Origin of the sequence: Pseudoclavibacter sp. RFBG4 (genome assembly GCF_002931515.1) — a bacterium.
Taxonomy (GTDB): domain Bacteria; phylum Actinomycetota; class Actinomycetes; order Actinomycetales; family Microbacteriaceae; genus Pseudoclavibacter.
Genome location: NZ_PSYC01000024.1, coordinates 22,451 through 40,076, shown reverse-complemented (window position 1 = coordinate 40,076; position 17,626 = coordinate 22,451). Strand labels below are relative to the sequence as shown.

Annotated in this window: 17 protein-coding genes; 6 read left to right on the top strand and 11 right to left on the bottom strand. The window is 66.3% G+C overall.

What is annotated here, in order from left to right; genetic code table 11:
• Positions 1 to 37 precede the first annotated feature (37 nt).
• Positions 38 to 832, bottom strand: a complete 795-nt coding sequence (locus C5E10_RS07195) for an IclR family transcriptional regulator (protein WP_104331365.1) — start codon at positions 830 to 832, stop codon at positions 38 to 40.
• An 87-nt stretch (positions 833 to 919) separates the two neighbouring features.
• Between C5E10_RS07195 and C5E10_RS07190 the strand changes: the two genes are divergently transcribed.
• From C5E10_RS07190 to C5E10_RS07180, 3 genes are all read left to right on the top strand, one after another.
• Positions 920 to 2,083, top strand: a complete 1,164-nt coding sequence (locus tag C5E10_RS07190) for a mandelate racemase/muconate lactonizing enzyme family protein (RefSeq protein ID WP_104331060.1) — start codon at positions 920 to 922, stop codon at positions 2,081 to 2,083.
• Entirely contained in the window at positions 2,083 to 3,000 is a 918-nt protein-coding gene (locus C5E10_RS07185) for a dihydrodipicolinate synthase family protein (protein WP_104331059.1), read from the top strand. The genes C5E10_RS07190 and C5E10_RS07185 overlap by 1 nt, the downstream gene beginning before the upstream one ends.
• A 343-nt stretch (positions 3,001 to 3,343) precedes the next feature.
• On the top strand, positions 3,344 to 3,748 hold the full coding sequence (locus C5E10_RS07180; RefSeq protein ID WP_258071056.1) for a (deoxy)nucleoside triphosphate pyrophosphohydrolase: 405 nt from the start codon (positions 3,344 to 3,346) through the stop codon (positions 3,746 to 3,748).
• A 15-nt stretch (positions 3,749 to 3,763) separates the two neighbouring features.
• Here the strand turns inward: C5E10_RS07180 and C5E10_RS07175 are convergent, their stop codons facing one another.
• A complete protein-coding gene (locus tag C5E10_RS07175; RefSeq protein WP_146080189.1) occupies positions 3,764 to 4,666 on the bottom strand; it encodes a hypothetical protein in 903 nt (300 codons plus the stop codon).
• 195 nt (positions 4,667 to 4,861) lie between these two features.
• Between C5E10_RS07175 and C5E10_RS19525 the strand changes: the two genes are divergently transcribed.
• Positions 4,862 to 5,311: an excalibur calcium-binding domain-containing protein gene (locus C5E10_RS19525; protein ID WP_308471708.1), complete on the top strand. Its 450-nt coding sequence runs from the start codon at positions 4,862 to 4,864 to the stop codon at positions 5,309 to 5,311.
• 34 nt (positions 5,312 to 5,345) lie between these two features.
• Here the strand turns inward: C5E10_RS19525 and C5E10_RS07165 are convergent, their stop codons facing one another.
• A complete protein-coding gene (locus C5E10_RS07165) occupies positions 5,346 to 6,473 on the bottom strand; it encodes a hypothetical protein (protein WP_104331055.1) in 1,128 nt (375 codons plus the stop codon).
• 76 nt (positions 6,474 to 6,549) lie between these two features.
• Positions 6,550 to 7,110: a hypothetical protein gene (locus C5E10_RS07160; RefSeq protein WP_258071030.1), complete on the bottom strand. Its 561-nt coding sequence runs from the start codon at positions 7,108 to 7,110 to the stop codon at positions 6,550 to 6,552.
• A 245-nt stretch (positions 7,111 to 7,355) separates the two neighbouring features.
• Between C5E10_RS07160 and C5E10_RS07155 the strand changes: the two genes are divergently transcribed.
• The gene (locus tag C5E10_RS07155) at positions 7,356 to 8,660 is read left to right on the top strand and encodes an esterase family protein (RefSeq protein WP_104331054.1); all 1,305 of its coding nucleotides are present in this window, start codon (positions 7,356 to 7,358) and stop codon (positions 8,658 to 8,660) included.
• A gap of 45 nt (positions 8,661 to 8,705) precedes the next feature.
• Here C5E10_RS07155 and C5E10_RS07150 read toward each other — a convergent pair whose 3' ends face one another.
• The 5 genes from C5E10_RS07150 to C5E10_RS07130 all read right to left on the bottom strand — a co-directional run bounded on the left by C5E10_RS07150 (position 8,706) and on the right by C5E10_RS07130 (position 13,493).
• Entirely contained in the window at positions 8,706 to 10,124 is a 1,419-nt protein-coding gene (locus tag C5E10_RS07150) for an amino acid permease (RefSeq protein ID WP_104331053.1), read from the bottom strand.
• A 197-nt stretch (positions 10,125 to 10,321) separates the two neighbouring features.
• On the bottom strand, positions 10,322 to 10,654 hold the full coding sequence (locus C5E10_RS07145) for an L-rhamnose mutarotase (protein WP_181062682.1): 333 nt from the start codon (positions 10,652 to 10,654) through the stop codon (positions 10,322 to 10,324).
• A 182-nt stretch (positions 10,655 to 10,836) separates the two neighbouring features.
• A complete protein-coding gene (locus C5E10_RS07140; protein ID WP_104331051.1) occupies positions 10,837 to 11,637 on the bottom strand; it encodes a tryptophan-rich sensory protein in 801 nt (266 codons plus the stop codon).
• A 173-nt stretch (positions 11,638 to 11,810) separates the two neighbouring features.
• Positions 11,811 to 12,335 carry a pyridoxamine 5'-phosphate oxidase family protein gene (locus tag C5E10_RS07135; protein ID WP_104331050.1) on the bottom strand — a complete coding sequence of 175 codons (525 nt, stop codon included), beginning with the start codon at positions 12,333 to 12,335 and terminating at the stop codon, positions 11,811 to 11,813.
• Between the two features lie 174 nt (positions 12,336 to 12,509).
• On the bottom strand, positions 12,510 to 13,493 hold the full coding sequence (locus C5E10_RS07130; protein WP_258071029.1) for an NUDIX domain-containing protein: 984 nt from the start codon (positions 13,491 to 13,493) through the stop codon (positions 12,510 to 12,512).
• A gap of 184 nt (positions 13,494 to 13,677) precedes the next feature.
• Here C5E10_RS07130 and C5E10_RS07125 point away from each other — a divergent pair, with 184 nt between their 5' ends.
• On the top strand, positions 13,678 to 14,103 hold the full coding sequence (locus tag C5E10_RS07125; RefSeq protein WP_146080187.1) for a hypothetical protein: 426 nt from the start codon (positions 13,678 to 13,680) through the stop codon (positions 14,101 to 14,103).
• Between the two features lie 108 nt (positions 14,104 to 14,211).
• Here C5E10_RS07125 and helR read toward each other — a convergent pair whose 3' ends face one another.
• Both helR and C5E10_RS07115 read right to left on the bottom strand, forming a co-directional pair.
• Positions 14,212 to 16,404 carry an RNA polymerase recycling motor ATPase HelR gene (gene helR, locus C5E10_RS07120; RefSeq protein WP_219820335.1) on the bottom strand — a complete coding sequence of 731 codons (2,193 nt, stop codon included), beginning with the start codon at positions 16,402 to 16,404 and terminating at the stop codon, positions 14,212 to 14,214.
• A gap of 52 nt (positions 16,405 to 16,456) precedes the next feature.
• Positions 16,457 to 17,587 carry an FUSC family protein gene (locus C5E10_RS07115; protein WP_104331047.1) on the bottom strand — a complete coding sequence of 377 codons (1,131 nt, stop codon included), beginning with the start codon at positions 17,585 to 17,587 and terminating at the stop codon, positions 16,457 to 16,459.
• Positions 17,588 to 17,626: the final 39 nt, after the last annotated feature.

Sequence of the window (17,626 nt, the reverse complement as noted above, 5' to 3'; positions counted from 1 at the left end):
TCCTTGTGTGCTGAGGTGGGGATGATTGCTGAGCCAGCTATGCGCGGTGCGGGTGTTGGGTCGAAGCGCGGGGACCCAGATAGCCCATCGCTGTGCTGATGGAATCGGCAACCTCGATTGCCCGCTGGGCGATCTCCGACTCGCGAGTAGTCAGGTCAAGCGCGCTGAGGGGTCCCGAGATCGAAATCGCGGCCACAATGTCTCCTTCGGAGTTGCGGATGGGGGCGGCAACGCAGGATCGCCCCAGGGCCAACTCCTCGCGTTCCGTCGAGTAGCCGCTGCGGTGCACGGACGCGACTGCCTCATCAAGACGCTCATGGTCGACGATTGTGTGCACGGTGAACGGTTCGAGATCAGGCAGCAATGCACGGCGCTCGTCGCCGGATAGCTCTGCGAGCAAGCATTTTCCGAGAGCCGTCGAATGCAGAGGACTGCGATGCCCCATGAGCGTGAAGCTCTTCGGCGCGAGCGCACCCTCGAAATTCGAGAGGTAGTAGAGCTCCCCACCCCGACGGATGGCGACGTTCACGCCTAGCCCCAGCGACGCCGCAAGGTGCTGACCGGGTTGCCTCGCGTGCCGAAAAACGGACTGCTCGTTGAGCGCGGCACCGGCCATCGCCAGGAAGATCAACCCGAGACGATACGTGCCGGATTCCGGATCGCGCACGACGTAGTCGAGCATCTCGAGCGAGGTCAGGAGCCGGGAAACCGTGGACTGTCCCAATCCTGTCTCCGTCACGATGTCCGCGACCCGGGAAGGCCCGCAGCGGGTTATCGCATCGAGAACGGATGCAGCCCGCTCAAGCCCCTGATTGGCTCCATCTGCTGCCATGACTTCTCCCATCGCTAGACAACCTCGACAATAATGGATAGCGTAATCCGCACAGTGCATGACTGCAACCACTGATTGGATATATGCATGCGAATTGCGTCCGTAGAGGTCTTCGTCCTCAAGCTGCAGCACCGGGAGAACTACCTCGGGGCCTTGCAGGGTGGAGCCAGCGTGCCCGCTGGCTACCACGTTCGTGAACCGTGGCGGAGCTTGTACTCCCCACTCTTCGAGACAGTGCTCGTCAAGATCACCGCCGATGACGGCACAGCCGGATGGGGAGAAGGGCTCGCACCAGTTGGTCCGGAGATTCTGGCCACGATCATTCGACGGCTCATCGCGCCCCAACTCATAGGAATGAGTGCCGTCGCACCACGACCAGCCTGGAACCGCACTACCTCTCTCATGCGTGAGCGAGGACACCTCGTGGGCCATCAGGCTGACGCGCTCGCAGCGATAGACATAGCCCTCTGGGACCTCGCGGCCCGTCTCCACGACGTTCCGCTCGTCGAACTGCTCGGTGGAGCCTTCCGCGAAGAAGTTCCCGTGTACGTCTCCGGCCTCCCACGCTCAACCGACGCCGACCGCGCGCTACTCGCCCGCGAATGGCAGGACGCTGGCATGAGGTCCGTAAAACTGCACCTCGGCCTGGGTGTTGACCACGATCTGGCGACCGTCGCGGCAGTCCATGAGGCAGCGCCTCAACTACGGATCGCAGTCGACGCCCATTGGGCTTATTCGCCTCACGACGGCCTGCGCCTCGCGGAAGGGCTCAGCGCACTCGGCGGCTGGTTCCTCGAAGCTCCGCTTGTTCCTGAGGACGAGCAAGCCCATCGCGAGCTTGTTCGGCGCAGCCCCATTCCCATCGCCGTCGGAGAAACGCTACGCAACCGATTCGAGTTCGAACGCTGGACCACACAGCGCGCACTCGACCTCGCGCAACCTGACGTCGGGCGCACGGGCCTCACCGAGGCTCTCAGCATCGCCGAAGTCTGCTCGGCCCGCCACTTGCCGACCGCGCCGCACCATTCAGTGGGCCTCGGCGTGCTCCTAGCCGCTGGCATCCACTTCAGCGCCGCTATCCCCGACCTTCTCGCTTTCGAATACCAGCCGACGAGCACCGAGATTGGCCAATCAATCCTGACCACCTCGCTCCTCCCGGACGGGGCGAGCTTCCGGGTACCGAACGGCCCCGGCCTGGGAATCGACATCGACGAACCACTTATCCGCCAACTCGCAAAGGAACACAGCTGATGCCAGCCCCCCAAGGCCTCATTCCCATTCTCGCGACGCCGTTCAATCCCGACGGCACGCTCGATCTCCCCAGCCTCCGCAGGCTTACTGAGTTCTGCTTAGAAAGCGGAGTCGACGGAGTCGCTGTCAACGGCAACGCGAGCGAGGCCTTCGCGCTCACAGCAGCGGAGCGGCGCTTGGTCCTCGAAGAAGTTCGCGCCGTGACCGATGGTGCAGTTCCTGTCGTCGCGGGAGTGAACGCCATGTCGACAGTTACTGCCGTCGAACAGGCGAGAGACTCCTCAGAGCAGGGCGCCGATGTACTGATGGTCCTTCCGCCGTTCATGGTGAAACCCACCCCACCGCAACTTCTCGACTTCTACGGCGAAGTCGCGAACACTTGCAGCGAGTTGGGGTCCGAGGTCATGCTGCAGGATGCTCCCGGCCCGACCGGAGTGCAGTTCCCAGTCGACACCATCGTGGAGCTGAGCCGAGTCACGGCTATCTCGTCCGTAAAAGTCGAGGCACCACCGACGGCAGAGAAGATCGACACTGTCGCCGCGAGCTGCGCTACACCCGAGTTCACCGTTCTGGGTGGGAACAACGCACAGCTCTGCCTCGAGGAATACGCTCGCGGCGCGACGGGCACAATGCCTGCGAGCGAATTCGTCGATGTCCTCAAACCTGTCCTTGATGCGTGGAACGCTGGCAATCATCTCGAAGCACGCCGCGGTTTCGCGTCCCTGCTGCCATTGATTCTCTTGGGTGTGCAACCCGGTCTCGCCTGGAGCGTGCACAAAGAAGTACTCGTGCTCCGCGGCATCATTGCTGCGGCGACCGTGAGGGCGCCCGCAAAGCCTCTGAGCGCTCGTTCGCGGGATGCACTCGCAGCCGTCCTCTTGTCTCTCTCGATTCCGACTCCGGTATCGAGCCGGTGATGACCGTAGGCGAGGATGCAGGCCGGTAGTCATGAACGACACGTGGTTTCGTTTTCACACCCCGATCGCGGTGGCGACTTTCTCACCGTCGTGGATCTCCGCGCTCGGACGGTCGGGCTCGTAGCAGCGGACTGGGTCCACTGTCAGAACATCGACATGCGAGGGCCGAATCAAGCGAGCGAGGACCCCTCTGGTACAGCGCGTAGTGGTAGCAGCGGCACGAGGCACCGAGAGGTCCTCACTCTCATTCCTCGCCTACAGCGAATCGTCACACACCAACCAACTGCCTGAGCATTACAACTAGCCGTCGCGCGCAGGTTGGACCAGACTGTCTGGCGTGGCTATGGGACGCGAGAGAACGATGACAGTCGTCGCGGGCGTTTTTCTTCAAGATGGAAACGTGCTCGCATGCAGACGAGGCTCCGACAAAAGTGGGGCCGGATCATGGGAGTTCCCCGGTGGCAAAGTGGAACCTGGCGAGACACCCGAGGCGGCTCTTGCGCGGGAGATCTCAGAGGAGCTCTCCGTCCACGTCAACGTTCTGGAACTTGTCGATCGTTCGAGGACGACACTGAGAGATGTGACCATCGACCTCAGCTGCTATCTCGTCGAGGCTCTTGAGACTGCGCCCAGCAGCAGCACGGACCACGATCTTCTGCGCTGGGTTCCTATTAGCCAGCTCGCGGCCCTGGAATGGGCGAAACCAGATCTTCCAACTGTGGGGGCACTCATACGGAGCGTCGGCTGAGCCGGAACGCCCCGTTCACCACTCGCTTTCGACGAAACCCTCTCCCACGCGCGTGTGGACCCGAACGTTGAGCTCGCGACAGAGCTCTGAGAGGTCGTCTTCCATGCGACCTGGCATGAGGATCGCCGGTTTCACGGGGTAGCCGGCTCGCCGCGCATTGTGCGCGTAGTCGAGCGACTGCCCGATGGCCGTACGAACGTACGAGCGAGCGGTGGATTTCTTCGCCTCGATGACTTCGCCCGCAGTGCTGTCGTAGAAGTCTGGACGGATCCGAGCGTTTCCGACTGTCAGCGACATGGACTGAACCACATGGTTCTTTGACTTCAGCCAGGTTCCGAATGCTGCCTGGAGATTGAATTCGACCCTCGATATCTCCAGTTCACGAGGCTGCAGCTCGACAGTGAAGCTTCCCCATTCGGGCATGACCCAATCAGCGACGACGACTTGCTCAGCATCAGGCACGCCACTCGGCATAAGCCTCGCCACGTCCGCGTCGACCGGAGCGAGTAGGAAGATGATGCCGCGGCGAGATCCCCCTTCTACGTCCGGTATCTCCTGGTACTCGAACGCCGGGTCAGCAAGAGTGAAAGCGCCGACGTAGGTGACATCAACTCCCCGCACTGTGAAGAGCCTGATCAGTCGACCATCTTGCACAGATGACATGATGGCTGCGTTTCCGCGAAGAAACTGCTGATTACCGAGGGTTCCTTCACCCGTATACGCGTAAATTCCGTCGGCGCGGAGGCCTTCGTGGAGGTCGTACCCATATCGCTGCCCCTTCTTGGGGTCCGTGAAGATGAGGATATTCGGGTTTCCACGGGGAGTCGATATTCCCTGCTGCTGTTGCCCGCCCAGCATCTCGTGGATTCGGCGTCGCCGGAGGGTCTCACCGATGCGTATGGGCCAGGGGAAATCCACGTTTCTAGACTAGCGATAGCCGTGCACGAGGAAAAGCTCGCGGGTGCGTCTAGTTCAAGCCACACGCGCGTTCTCCCTCTCCACTCAGAGCTGAGCACCCAATTCCCCAGCACCCGGGCATTTCACGACATGAACTCTGGTCGCATAAGCTCGCCGGGTCTTCCTCGCTCTCCCCCATCTCTGGAGCCCCTCATCGTGAACTCCCCTCGCGCCCCTAAGTCGCGCCTGCCCCGCCGAACCCTCTTGGCTGCGGCTGCGGCCCTTTCGATCGTCGCGTTCGGAGTGCTCAGTGGATGCGCGTCCGCGAGCGAGCCAGTCGCCGAGCCGGCCCCAACGGTCACCGTCACGGCTACGGCCACGCTTCCCGTCGAGACGGTGACGGTCACCGTCACAGCGACCCCTGAGGTTGTCGTCCCAGCTGAAGAAGTCAGCGTTCCCGAGGCGGCACCCGCGGCGCCGGAGCCCGCACCTGAACCCGAAACAGCGCCGGTGCCGCTCGCCGCGGAACCCGTCGAGCAGCCGTCGAGCGTTTACTACAAGAACTGCACCGCAGCCCGCGACGCAGGCGCAGCGCCCGTCTACTCAGGGGATCCTGGTTACGGCCCGCACCTCGACCGTGACGGTGACGGCATCGGCTGCGAGTAGCCAAATCGTCACCGAGCCTCGAACCAACAGCGGCTCAAGAGCAAGAGTGTTGAAACTGCAGTCGAGCAGTCGGATGCTCGAAGGACGCAATGATCTCAGCGTCTGATGCGGGGAGACCGAGTTCCACGAGGTACGGCGGCCCCGGCACCTCAGGCTCCTCGACGAATTGGCCCGCGTCCCAGCGCTCTCGGGTAGCTTCGACAGCTCTCAAGTAGGAATCCCGCTGCTCGGCCGTGGGCTCCGGGTCCGACGGCACCACCTGAGTCTCGAGAGAGAACTCGGCCAGAACGTCGTCGACCGTCGGCTGCTCAAGCATGCGAGTCAACACGAGACGTTGCCATTCGTTCTCGCAGGAGGCGACAACCGCGTCAAAGGCACTCTGGGTCCGTGCATCCCATGCACGCGCGAAGAGTTCTTGAGGCAAACCGATTCGCCGCTCGACGTCCATGGGCGGGAAACGACCATGGATACCTTCGAAGCCGGCCGCATTCTGGTCTTGCTGCCCCTGCTCGAAGGCACGCATCTGCTCGAAGGCCACGAAGACGGCCGCCACCTCGCCGCTCTGCGTTCGCGTACCGATCCACTCACCAAGGGCCTCATCAATTGGATTCACCTTGGCTGCGGCTTCCACCACCACTCGTTCGGTGGCTGCCCTCCACTGAGCGTCAGCGTCGTCCGAGGCTTCAGGTTTGTCTGTGAGCTCCGGGGCGTTCCCCGGCTCTGATTGTTCCTCTTCGCTCAATGGCGCAAAGTGCTCAGAACTCCGCTCAGCGTCCGACCGCATCATGCGCTGCATCTCAGCGCGGCGTTCGATTGCGTCCTCGGCGCTCGCCGCCTGCTCGAGTTCAGGCAGACCGTTGACCGGGTTCAGCTGCAGCATCAAAGTGCGTGCCTTCTCTCGGGCGACTGCTGCAGGCCATATGCCGGCGATTACCGCGGCCCTCGAAGCCGGCGACACCTCGAGCACGAAGACCAGCGCCGAGTATCCGCCGTCGAGAGCCACCAGTCGCGCCCGCGAGTCTGTTGCCCAGGGAACACGCTCAAGCCCGGGCGCGGAATCCGCACCGAATTCGAGCATCCGCGTGAAGAGCGTCTCAAGGGCTTTTCGTGCCTGCGGGTCAGCTTCGATACTGCGCTGACGGTTGACATAGATGGACGTCATCAAGCTTCTCCCCCGTGCAGCGATCAGCTTCCAACCATAGAGGCGACTGGTCCTCGCGTGAGGGCAGGAAAACAAGTCAGCTCCCCTGCACGCACCCCGGCGGCAGCGAGTTCCCGCTGATGGCGAAGTCGTCGCAGGTGAGGAAGTGGGCCTGGTTGAGGCCGAGCACGTAGGCGACCACGACGATGCCGCCGACCACGGCGACGATCAGCCAGCGCCGATGCCGTGAAGTGCGATCGACGAAGTCGGGCCACACGATGCGCAGCAGCACCCAGAGCGTGAAGGGCACGCACACGAGCACGACGAGCAGCGCGGCGAGGTCTACGAAGGCGACTCCGAGATTGCCCGAGTCGTCGTCGACGAGGAAGTTGAGGACCAGCCACATCGTCGGCACGAGCAGCAGCCCAGCGCGCCACAGCCTGCCCCACACCCTCCGCCGTTCGAGCAGCACGAAAACGAACGCGGCTGTCGATGCCGCCCAGAACCCGAGGATGTCGTCGAAAAACACCTCACCCCACGCTCCGAGCGTGAACGCCGGCCACCAGGCGACCGCCGCCATACCGACCATGACGACGCCAAGCGGCACGTCGCGCTGGCGCTCGTCCACGGGCTCCTCGACCTCTGCTGGGGTGCTCACCCTCGAAACGTAGCGCCGATGACGCCGACTCGGAAGCCTCGCCAGCGACCCGCGATCCCCGCCGAGCGTCAGAGCGCGAACCGACCCGCGCATCCACCCATCGCCACCCAGCAATTCGCCCCGCCTTCGCGTGTAGCTTTCTCTCACCCCGTGTGAGAAGTTGAGTCCACCGGGACCCGAGATTCGTCAGAATCCCCCGTAACGCTTCGTACGAAGGAGCACCCGATGTCGTTCCCCGCGCGCGCATGAGCGCCATCCTCGAGCTGCCCATCGTCGACTCGCCGGCGATGTGGATCATCTACCTCGTCGCGGTCGCCCTCACGATCACGCTGCTCGTCCGCGACCCCGACCCGAAGTGGTTCGTGCGCGCCTCCATCGGCGCCGTCGCCGGAGCGCTGCTCGGCATGGGCATCTACTTCGCGGGCAACCTGCTCGACCTCTTCGGAGTGAACCTGCCCCTCATGGTTGGCGTGTGGGCGACCGCCATGTTCGCGGGCGTCGGCCTCGCCATCGCATCCTTCCCGGACGCGAAGCCCTGGCGCAAGATCGTCGCGAGCGTCGCCATCCTCGCCTACCTCCTCGCGGGGGCAACCGGCATCAACGCGTTCTACGGCCTCAACCCCACCCTCGGCTCCGTCTTCGGCGTCGTCGAAGAAGACCAGATCACACTCCCCGAGTACAACCCCGACAACCGAACCGCGCCCACGCAGCCCCTCGCCGCGACCTGGCAGGCGCCAGACGACATGCCCTCCGTCGGCGAACGCGGCTCGGCCCCCATCCCCGGCACCGAATCCGGCTTCGTGGCCCGAGACGCCGGCATCTACCTGCCCCCGGCCGCACTCGTCGAGAACGCCCCAGCCCTGCCCGTCGTCATCATGATGATGGGCTACGTCGGCAACCCCGACCCGACCATCATCAGCGACGTCCTCGACCAGTTCGCCGCCGACCACAACGGCCTCGCCCCCATCGTCGTCGTCGCCGACCAGCTCGGCGGAGCTGGCGACGTCGACCCGGCCTGCGCCGACTCCGCGAAGTACGGCAACGCCGAGACCTACGTCACCACCGACGTCGTCAACTGGGTCAACGCCAACCTCAACGTCATCCAGGACCCCAAGTACTGGACCGTCGCCGGCTACTCCAACGGCGGCGGATGCGCGGCCAAATACGCCGCGAAAGACCCCGGCACCTTCAAGAACATCATCAGCGTCTCCGGCGAGCAGTACCCCGGCTCAGAGACCCCAGACGCCGTCACGGCCGACATCTACGGCGGCGACACCGCCGCCTTCGAAGCGTCGAAGCCCATCACGATCTTCAACGCCGCCCCCGCGGGCACGTACGCCGGAATGACCGCCATCTTCACGGCCGGCAGCGAAGACCCTGACTTCGTCTCCATGGCGACGACGCTCTCCAACGCCACCCAGGCCCTCGGCATCGCGACGACCCTGTTCATCGTGCAGGGCGCTGACCACGGCGGCGACGCCGTCAGCGGCGGCCTCACCGAAGGCTTCAACGTGCTCTACCCCGTGCTCGGGCTCTCCACCGGCACCTGACCGAGCATCAGCCAAGCCTGTGCCAGCCGGGCTCACTCGCGACGGCTAGGAGCGGGCCGGCTCCACATCGTCACGCTCTTCCGCGACCCGACCCACACGACGCCGCACGAGCATCCACGCGACGCCCAGGATGACGAACCACACGGGGGTCAGCAGCAACGGCCCCCGGGTGTCGTCGAACATGCCGAGCACCACCAGCATGAAGACGAAGAACCCGAGCACCACCCACGAGAGCGGCACACCGAAACGCAACCGGTAGGCGGATGCGGCATGCAGCTCGGGACGGCGGCGCCGGTACACGAGGTACGACGCGAGGATCATCGACCACACGAAGATGAAGAGAATCGACGACACTGCCGTGACGAGCTGGAACGCGTCGTCGAAGATCAAGCCGAGCGATCCGCCCAGCAGCACCACCCCACACGACAGCAGCAGGGCACTGCCCGGCACGGCTGTCCGCGTCAGCTTCCCGAACACGGCGGGAGCCTGCCTCCTCGTCGCCAGGCCGTACGCCATGCGACTCGAGGAGAAGAAGCCGCTGTTCGCGGCTGACACAGCCGACGTCATGACCACGGCGTTGATGATGGCGGCCGCCCCGCCGAGACCGATGAGCAGGAAGAGCGCCACGAACGGGCTCTCGCTCGGGTCGATCTCGCTCCACGGCGTCACGCACATGATGACGCCGAGCGCGAGCACGTAGAAGAAGAGGATGCGCATCGGCACCTGGTTGATCGCCTTCGGCAGGTTCTTCTCCGGATCCTTCGCCTCGGCCGCCGTCGTGCCGACCAGTTCGATGCCCGCGAACGCGAAGATCGCGATCTGGAAACCGCCAAGGAACCCGATGAGCCCGTTCGGGAAGAAGCCGCCGTCGTCCCACAGATGCGTGACGCTCGCCGTATCCCCGTTCGGGGCCGTGAACGCCGTCACGATGAGGAAGATGCCGACCACGATCAGCCCGAGAATGGTGACCACCTTGACGAGCGCGAACCAGAACTCGGCCTCACCGAATGCCTGCACGGCGATGAGATTCAACGCCAGTACAAACGCGACCGCGATGACCATCGGCACCCAACCGGGAAGATCCGGCCACCAGAACCTCGCATACGTCTGCACGCCGACCATGTCGGCCGTCGCGATCGAGATGAGACACAGCCAATAGGTCCAGCCGATGAAGAAGCGCGCCCATTCACCGAGATAGTCGGCCGCGAAGTCCTGGAAGGTGCGATAGCCGAGATTCGAGAGCAGCAGCTCCCCCATCGCCCGCATCATCACGAACAGCATCGCGCCGACGACGACGTACACCAGCAGAATCGACGGGCCAGCCTTATGGATGCCGATGCCGGAACCCAGGAAGAGTCCGGTTCCGATCGCACCGCCGATAGCGATCAGCTGAATGTGTCGGTTGCTGAGACCGCGCTCAAGCGCCGGCCCGGCAGTTGGGGAATCGCCTTCGATACCGCTCATGGCCAGAGCCTAGATCGAGTGAGAAGAAAACTCACCAGAAAAGATTGGTGGAGGACTCTGGAATTGCACCAGACAAGGCGTCTCAAGAACGCATCCCCCAAGGATTCGAGTGTAAGCCCATGATCGTTCCGGGAGCAAGTTGGAAACGCCGAGAACGCATGCGAGAACCGATGCGAGAGCCGGCGCCTCCCTGCGCGTCAGCCGCCGCGCTTCTGCACCTCGAGATCCCACACGAGCTCAAGCGGGGAAAAGCCCTCCTCACCATCGGAGTCTCGGTACAGCTCGACGAAGCGTCCGATGTCCTCCTGCCAGCGCGCATTCGCAGGGTCGACGTCGAGGGCAGCGATGGCCGCATCCCAGTCGTCGCAGATCACGTCGTGGAAGAGCCGATGCCCGGACCGGAAGATCGTCCAGCTGCGGATGCCGACCCGGTCGAACGCGGCCATGATCTCGTCAGGCACGACGGCGTGGCTGGCACGGTACCCCTCGATCGATCCCGGCTTGATCTCCGAGTGGAGCGCGACCCTCATCGTGAGAGTCGCATCCAGCGCGCCCCGCGGGCTGCAGCAGGCGTCTCGTCTCGAAGAAGGGCTCCATCGGTAGCTTCCATACTCGAATGCTAGCGAGATCGCGCCCCGCGGGAGCGCGACACCTGGCATGCAGAATGGCCCAGCCACCGCGAGAGCGGTGACTGGGCCATTCGAAGCAGGACCTAGGCCAGGGCGGCCTGCTGGCTGCTCGCGTTGCGCGAATCGATCGACTTGGCGAGCACCCCCGTGACGGCGATGAGGATCGCGACCGCGAGGGCGACGACGCCGACGAGCGTCGACTCGGGTGCATCCGCGAGCCGCCCGAAGCCAACCCAGGCGACACCCCAGATGATGGCCGCAGACACCGCAAGGTTCTTCCAGCGCCACACGTAGAACGTCGCGAGTCCGAGGACGGCGACGAGGGCCGCGGTGGTCGAGATCTCACCGAGCGTGCTCTCCGCAGCCACCCCGGTCGAGACGATGGCCGCCCCGAGGTTCGCGAGGGTCGCAACCGACACCCAGCCGAGGTAGAGGCCGAAGGTCGTGTCGACGGCGAGGCGCTCGCCCCAATTCTCGGCGGGGCGCGCGGCGATGCGGCTCACCAGCGCGATGCACACGGCGAGCAGCGCGACGATGACGACGACGCTCACCCAGATCAGGCCGAACTGGGTGACCAGCAGCCACCCGGCGTTCAGGAGCATCGACAGCGCGGCCAGCCAGCCCGTGGAGCGAGCCTTCGCCGACGTGGCCTGCTTCGGCAGCCACTGCCAGACGACGTAGGCGAACAGGCCGAGGTAGATGATCGACCAGATCGAAAAGGCCGTGCCGGCCGGGGCGATGAGTGTTGCGTCGGCGGAGAGGTTGCCGCTCGACGACTGATTGACCTCGGTGCCGCCGAAGAGACCCACCCCGTAGAGGGTCCCGACGACGCAGAGGATTCCGGAGACGGTCACGAACAGACGACGGAGAAGATCGGAGGACATGCAAAGAAGCTAAACGATCTAACTGAATGCGGCGTGGATGTTGACACCCGCGCGTGCCCGACGCGATCGATCCGTCGCGGCCACGGCAAACGCCCCCGACCATGAACCGCACCGAGTGGTGCTCATGATCGGGGGCGTCAGAGTCTTCCGGCTCCGAGCCGCCTTCGCGCCTCTTAGAGCTCTACCTTGCCGCTGTCACCCTCGATGGGCTCTCCGGAGACCTTCGACTTGATGAAGCTGAAGACCGTCGCGATGCGGCCGCCCGGGGTGTCCCAGTACTCGCCGCCGCTCGCCGTGAACTTCAGGACGCCCACGTTCGGGTCCTCGGGTCCGTCAGGGAACCACGCTTCGGCGGCAGGGTTCCAGAGCTCGCGCAGCTTCTCCGGCGCATCCACGACCCCCGCCGTCCCAGAGAGCGAGACCCACGAGTCGTTCGAGCTCAGCGAGACCCCGGCGCGAGCATCCGCCGCGAGGTTGCGCACCGTCGTCGAGTCCTTCTGGATGAGGAACCACAGGTCGCCGTCGAACTCCGCCTCCTGGATGGTGAGCGGATGCGCGACCAGCGACCCTGAACCCTCGATCGTCGTGAGCATGGCGAAACGGAACTTCTTGACGAGCTTCGCGATCTTCGCCACCTCATCGGCATGCGAAGCGTTCGAGTGGGTTCCGTGGCCGTCGTGCGTCGTGTGGTCGGTCATGTGTTGCTCCTCGGGGGATCAGATCGTGCGCATCGTCGCGCCCGTCGTCGGGCGCTCCCGCTGACGGGACCCGGCGAACGTACGCACGGGGCCTCCGAATCCCCCTCGTGTCTCCCGGATGCCCGCCGTGCACTCCCGGCGCGGCGCCTGGGAGCGAGACGAAAGGCGTGTGCTCTAGCGGCGAGCCCCGTAGCCGATCAGCTCGCGCAGCCAGCCGACACCCTTCACGGTCGCGCCGACCGCCGCGACGCGTTCGCCGAGCTCGCGGTCGCTCGTGGCGACCGTCACGGTCTCGCCCCCATCGACCCGGCGACGCGCCTCATCGACGATCGCGTCGTCACCCGAAGCGCTGGCGCGGACCACTCGAACCTGGGCGTGCTGTGCCTCGTCGTCCGACGGGCCGCGGATCTCCCGCGCGGCGCCTTCGACGACAACCGCGAACTCCGGGAACCAGCTCGTGCCACCCAGCCCGAGATCTTCGGCCGAGATCCCGGAAGCCACCGGCGTGGATCCGGACGCCACAGGCAAGGCCGCCCCGGCTCGGGCGAAGGCCTCGACCTTCGACAGCAGCCGCTCGGCAGCGCCGGCACGGTCGCGCCACCAGCCGTCGGGGACCGAGCCGACCACGTTCGCCGCGTCGACGACAACCGCCGCACGCACTTCGAGGGCGGCCCGCAGCGCAGGCCAGGAGGCCGCGAAGCCATGGTGCAGCGGCAGCTTGTCCACCTCGTCGATGGGAACCCAGCGCAGCTCGAGGCTCTCCGCGTCGGCGATGACCGGTTCGAAGGGCTCGACGACGCGAGCAACGAGCGTCGTGTACCGCCAGAAGCCGAGCTCCAGAACGCTCGTGAAGAGCGGCGAGACGGAGCCGCACGGCACACCAGCTTCCTCGGCGGCCTCGCGGAGGGCGCCGACGGCCGGCGATTCACCCTCGTGCAGCGCCCCGCCCGGGATACCCCACGTGCCGCCGTGGTGGCTCCACTCGGCGCGGTGCTGGAGCAGGATGCCGCGCTGCGGGTCGACGGCCACGAGACCTGCGGCACCGAACCTGCCCCAGTAGCGCTGTCCGGTCTCGGAGTACACCCACGCGTCGCCGGGATCGCGCGGCCCGTGCAGCAGGCGTCGCGAAACCTGGTTGCCGGTGGGGGAAGTCGTCACCCCGTCAGCTTCACACGGCGCGGCCCCGCTGCCAAGAGCCCAGCCAGACGTGCGTAACAGATACTCCCCGAGGGCCCGTTCGGGCGAGGGGTGACTCCGCAGACGTGCAGCCTGTGGATGCACCCCTTCCACAGCTGCGAAGGCAGCGCGGTTCCGGCCACTTCGTCGCGCGCACACTCGTCGCATGACAGCGATCCCAGCCCCGATGACCGAGCCCATCATCACCGACGAGGAGGTGCTCCGTCACGTGACCGGCCTCGTCGGGGAGGCCTACCGACGCCAGCTCTGGCTCATGTTCCTCGACGCCGACGACCTCGCCCTCCCGGTGCTCATGCCGATCGAGGCCTACCCGAACAGGCCCACGTATCCGCACCTCGAGAAGATCGCCGGGGCCATCGCCGAGATGGTCGCCGAGCTGCAGGCCGCGAGCGTCATCCTCACGTGGGAGCGTCCAGGCCCTGGCGACTCCACACCAGACGAGCGACTGTGGGCAGCCGCGCTCGGCATCGCGTGCGAGGTGCGCGAGCTCTCCGTGCGGGCGCAGCTCCTCGCATCGCGCGAGGGCGTGCGCCACTTCGACAAGGCCGAGTACTTCGCCGCGGCGGCGTGAGAGATGCCGACGCCCCCTCCGAGGCTGTCGACAGAGGTCACACGAACCGCGGCGGCGACACGCACTGTCGCAGCCACGCGAGCCACGGCGGCGACACGGTCCGCCGCGTCAGTCGGTGGTCAGCACCACGAGGCGCTGCGTGGCCCGGGTCATGGCGACGTACCGGTCGACGGCACCCTCGATCCCGGTCCCGAACTGCTCGGGATCCACGAGCACGACCAGGTCGAACTCGAGCCCCTTCGCCGTCTCCGGAGTGAGCGAGCGCACCCGGCCCCGGTTGTCGAACTCGACACCGCTCGGGCCATCACCGCCACCGCTCCCGCTCCTGCTCCCCACGGCCGTGATGACGCAGGCGATTCCCTCGAGGTTCTCGTCAAGCCACGCATCCAGCACCTGCTGGAGGTCAGCGGCCGATCCGTGCACGACGGGCAGTCCGCTGCTGCGCACCGACACCGGCACGTTGGCATCCGGAAGCGCCGCCAGGATGACAGGCGCAGCCTCGGCCATGACCTCCTCCGGCGTGCGGTAGTTGATCGTGAGCTGAGCCACCTCGACCTTCGGCAGGCCGATGCCTCGCAGACGCTCCTCCCACGTCTCGCGGAAGCCGTGCCTCGCCTGCGCCCGGTCGCCGACGACCGTGAAGCTGCGCGAGGGGCACCGCGCAAGCAGCATCGCCCACTCGGCATCGGTGAGCTCCTGCGCCTCGTCGATCACCACGTGCGCGAAGGGGCCAGCCAGCTCGTCGAAGTCGACCGGGGGCAGGGAGCCCTCGTCGATGAGCGAATGCTGCGCATCCTCGACTCGGAGCATCGTGACGACGCCCTCGCCGTCGTCGTCGCCCTCGATGAGGTTGTCGACCACATGCGACATGTTCTCCTGCTGCGACACCAGGGCCTCGGCCCGCCGGGCCCGCTGCCGGAACTCATTCGGGTCGCCCGTGAGTCGCCGCGCTGCGTCGATGAGCGGGAGATCCGCGACGGTCCACGAGCGAGCATCCGCCCGCTGCAGCGCCCGAACCTGATCAGCGCTCAGCTCAGGAGCGCACCACTGCAGGTACGCCGGCACCGACCAGAGGTCGGCGATCACGGAAGCCGGGTCGAGCAGCGGCCACGCCTTCGCGAACGCGGCCCGCAACCGCTCATCACGCACCAGCGACGCCCGCACCGCGTACTCGGAAGCCTGCGGCGAGCGCTTGTCGACGAGCAGACGCAGCACCTCCTCCCACACCTGCTCACGCGCCTCGTTGTGCGTGAGCCCAGGCTCGTACGCCACGAACGCCTCCGCCCAGTCGCGGGCATCCAGGGTCAGCTCCTGCGAGTCCGTCGTCGTCACCGAGAACGGCGCCCGCGGCGGACGCTGGTGGTACCGCACAGCCTTGCCGACAGCCCGCACCAGGTCGAGCGACGACTTCAGCCGGGCAACGGATGCATCGGCCTCTTCCCGTGCGTCGGCCCCCTCCGGGAGCAGGTCGCGCAGCGTGCACAGCTGCACACTGTCCTCGCCGAGGCTCGGCAGCACGTTCGCCACATAGTTCAGGTACGGGCGGCTCGGGCCCACGAACAGCACCCCGCCGCGCCCCTGCTTGAAGCGGGGGTCCGAGTACAGCAGGAACGCCGTGCGGTGCAGCGCCACAACCGTCTTCCCGGTGCCAGGCCCGCCATCCACGACCAGCGCACCCCGCGAAGGGGCACGGATGATCGCGTCCTGGTCGGCCTGGATCGTGCCGAGCACGTCCCGCATCTCCCCCGACCTCGCCGACCCGAGACTCGCGATGAACGACGACTGGTCGTCCAGCGCCACACGGCCGACAAGATCTCCGGGCACGAACACCTCATCCCAGTAGTCGACGACCCGCTCCACGTTCCAGCGGTACCGGCGGCGACTCGCCAGGCCGAGCGGATTCGCGTGCGTCGCCGCGAAGAACGGCTCAGCCGCCGGCACACGCCAGTCGATGAGCAGTCGACGCCCGGCCTCATCTGCGAGACCGAACCGGCCGACGTACACGTCGGGCGAACCATCCGCCGGCGTCATCCGCCCCAGGCACGCATCGACCCCGAAGCGCTCCAGGCCACGCAGCTGCCGCGACAGGCGATGGATCTCCGTATCCCGATCGAGCGCCTGCTGCCCCGCGCCGCCCTCCGTCAGCCGCAGCTCATCGAGCCGCGCCGCGAGCTCGCCCTTCTGCAGGGCCAGCGCCTCAGCGACCGCGGCGAACTGCTCAGCATCAGCACCCACCAGTTCCGGGTCGGACTTGAACGAGAGGTGGGGTGGGAGGGCAAAGACTTCAGCAGGAGATGTCACGATCGCTCATTCTGGTGCCTCGACGGGGCCTTGCGGCAAGCCCCCTGGTGATTTATAACTTGGAAGAGGCAGGCAGGCGCTCGAGAACCACCGCGATCACGACCGCGACAGCCACCCCGATGAACGTCTCCACGCCCCGCTCGAGCAGCAGCTGCCCGGCCGAGACATCGCCCGCGAGACGCCCCATGACGAGCACGAGCGGCGTCAGGAACAGCAGCCCCAGCGTGTAGTTGCGCACGATGAACAGCTCGACCCCGCCCTGCAGGGCGATCACCAGCAGCACCACGACCAGGCCGCTCGGCTCGAACGCCATCAGCACCGCCGCCACCCCGAGGCCGAGCACCGTGCCAACAAGCCGATGCGTCGCCCGCAGCACCCGGTGGAACCCCGTCGCCGCCGACAGACCCGCGATCGCGGACACCATCGCCCAATACGGATGCCCGATGCCGATCAGCAGCGGAATCGCCCCAGCCACCAGCGTGCCGACCGCGAACATCCACGCGCGTCCCACCGGCGTCGACCTCGCCGGACGAACCGACCTGATCGACCCCGTCGACGGCGAACCCCCAGCGGAGGCCCCCGAGACAGCTGGCCCCGGAGCCTGAGCAGGAGCAGCGGCTGCACCGGCGGCAGCACGCGCCGCTCGGCCCCTGTCCACGAACTCCCCGACCCCGCCGAACGCGAGCCCGAGGAGCAGCGACCACACGGCCGTCACGACGGCAACGCCGAGACCGCGCAGCAGCACCGCCCCATCCACCGCGAGCGCCGCGATCGCGGCGAGGGCGAAGATCTGGAACATGGGGCCGGGAGGCGCCCACCGCACCCGGTCGCCGAGGAGGGACATGAGGAAGGCCCATGCGGCGGCGATGGGCAGCACGAGCAGGCCGCGCTCCGGCGACAGCGCGACGAGCGCCCCCACCCCGACGGAGACGAGCAGCGCTCCCGCCGCGATCGACTGCAGTCGGAGGCGAGCGAACACGCCCAGCCCGCGACCGTAGACGCTCGTGAAGGCTCCGAACACGGCGAAGATCGCCAGCTCCATGGATTCGGTCGCCCAGAGGAGCACCAGCGGCGCGCCGATCGCCAGTGCGACCCGAAGTGCCACCCAGTGGTCGCGGCGGTAGGGCCCCATCGTCACCAGGTCGCGCCAGCCAGGAATCAGCTCGTGTCGGGAAAAAGGCATTGCGCCATTATCTCCCCGCCCGGGGACTTCTCCCCGTCT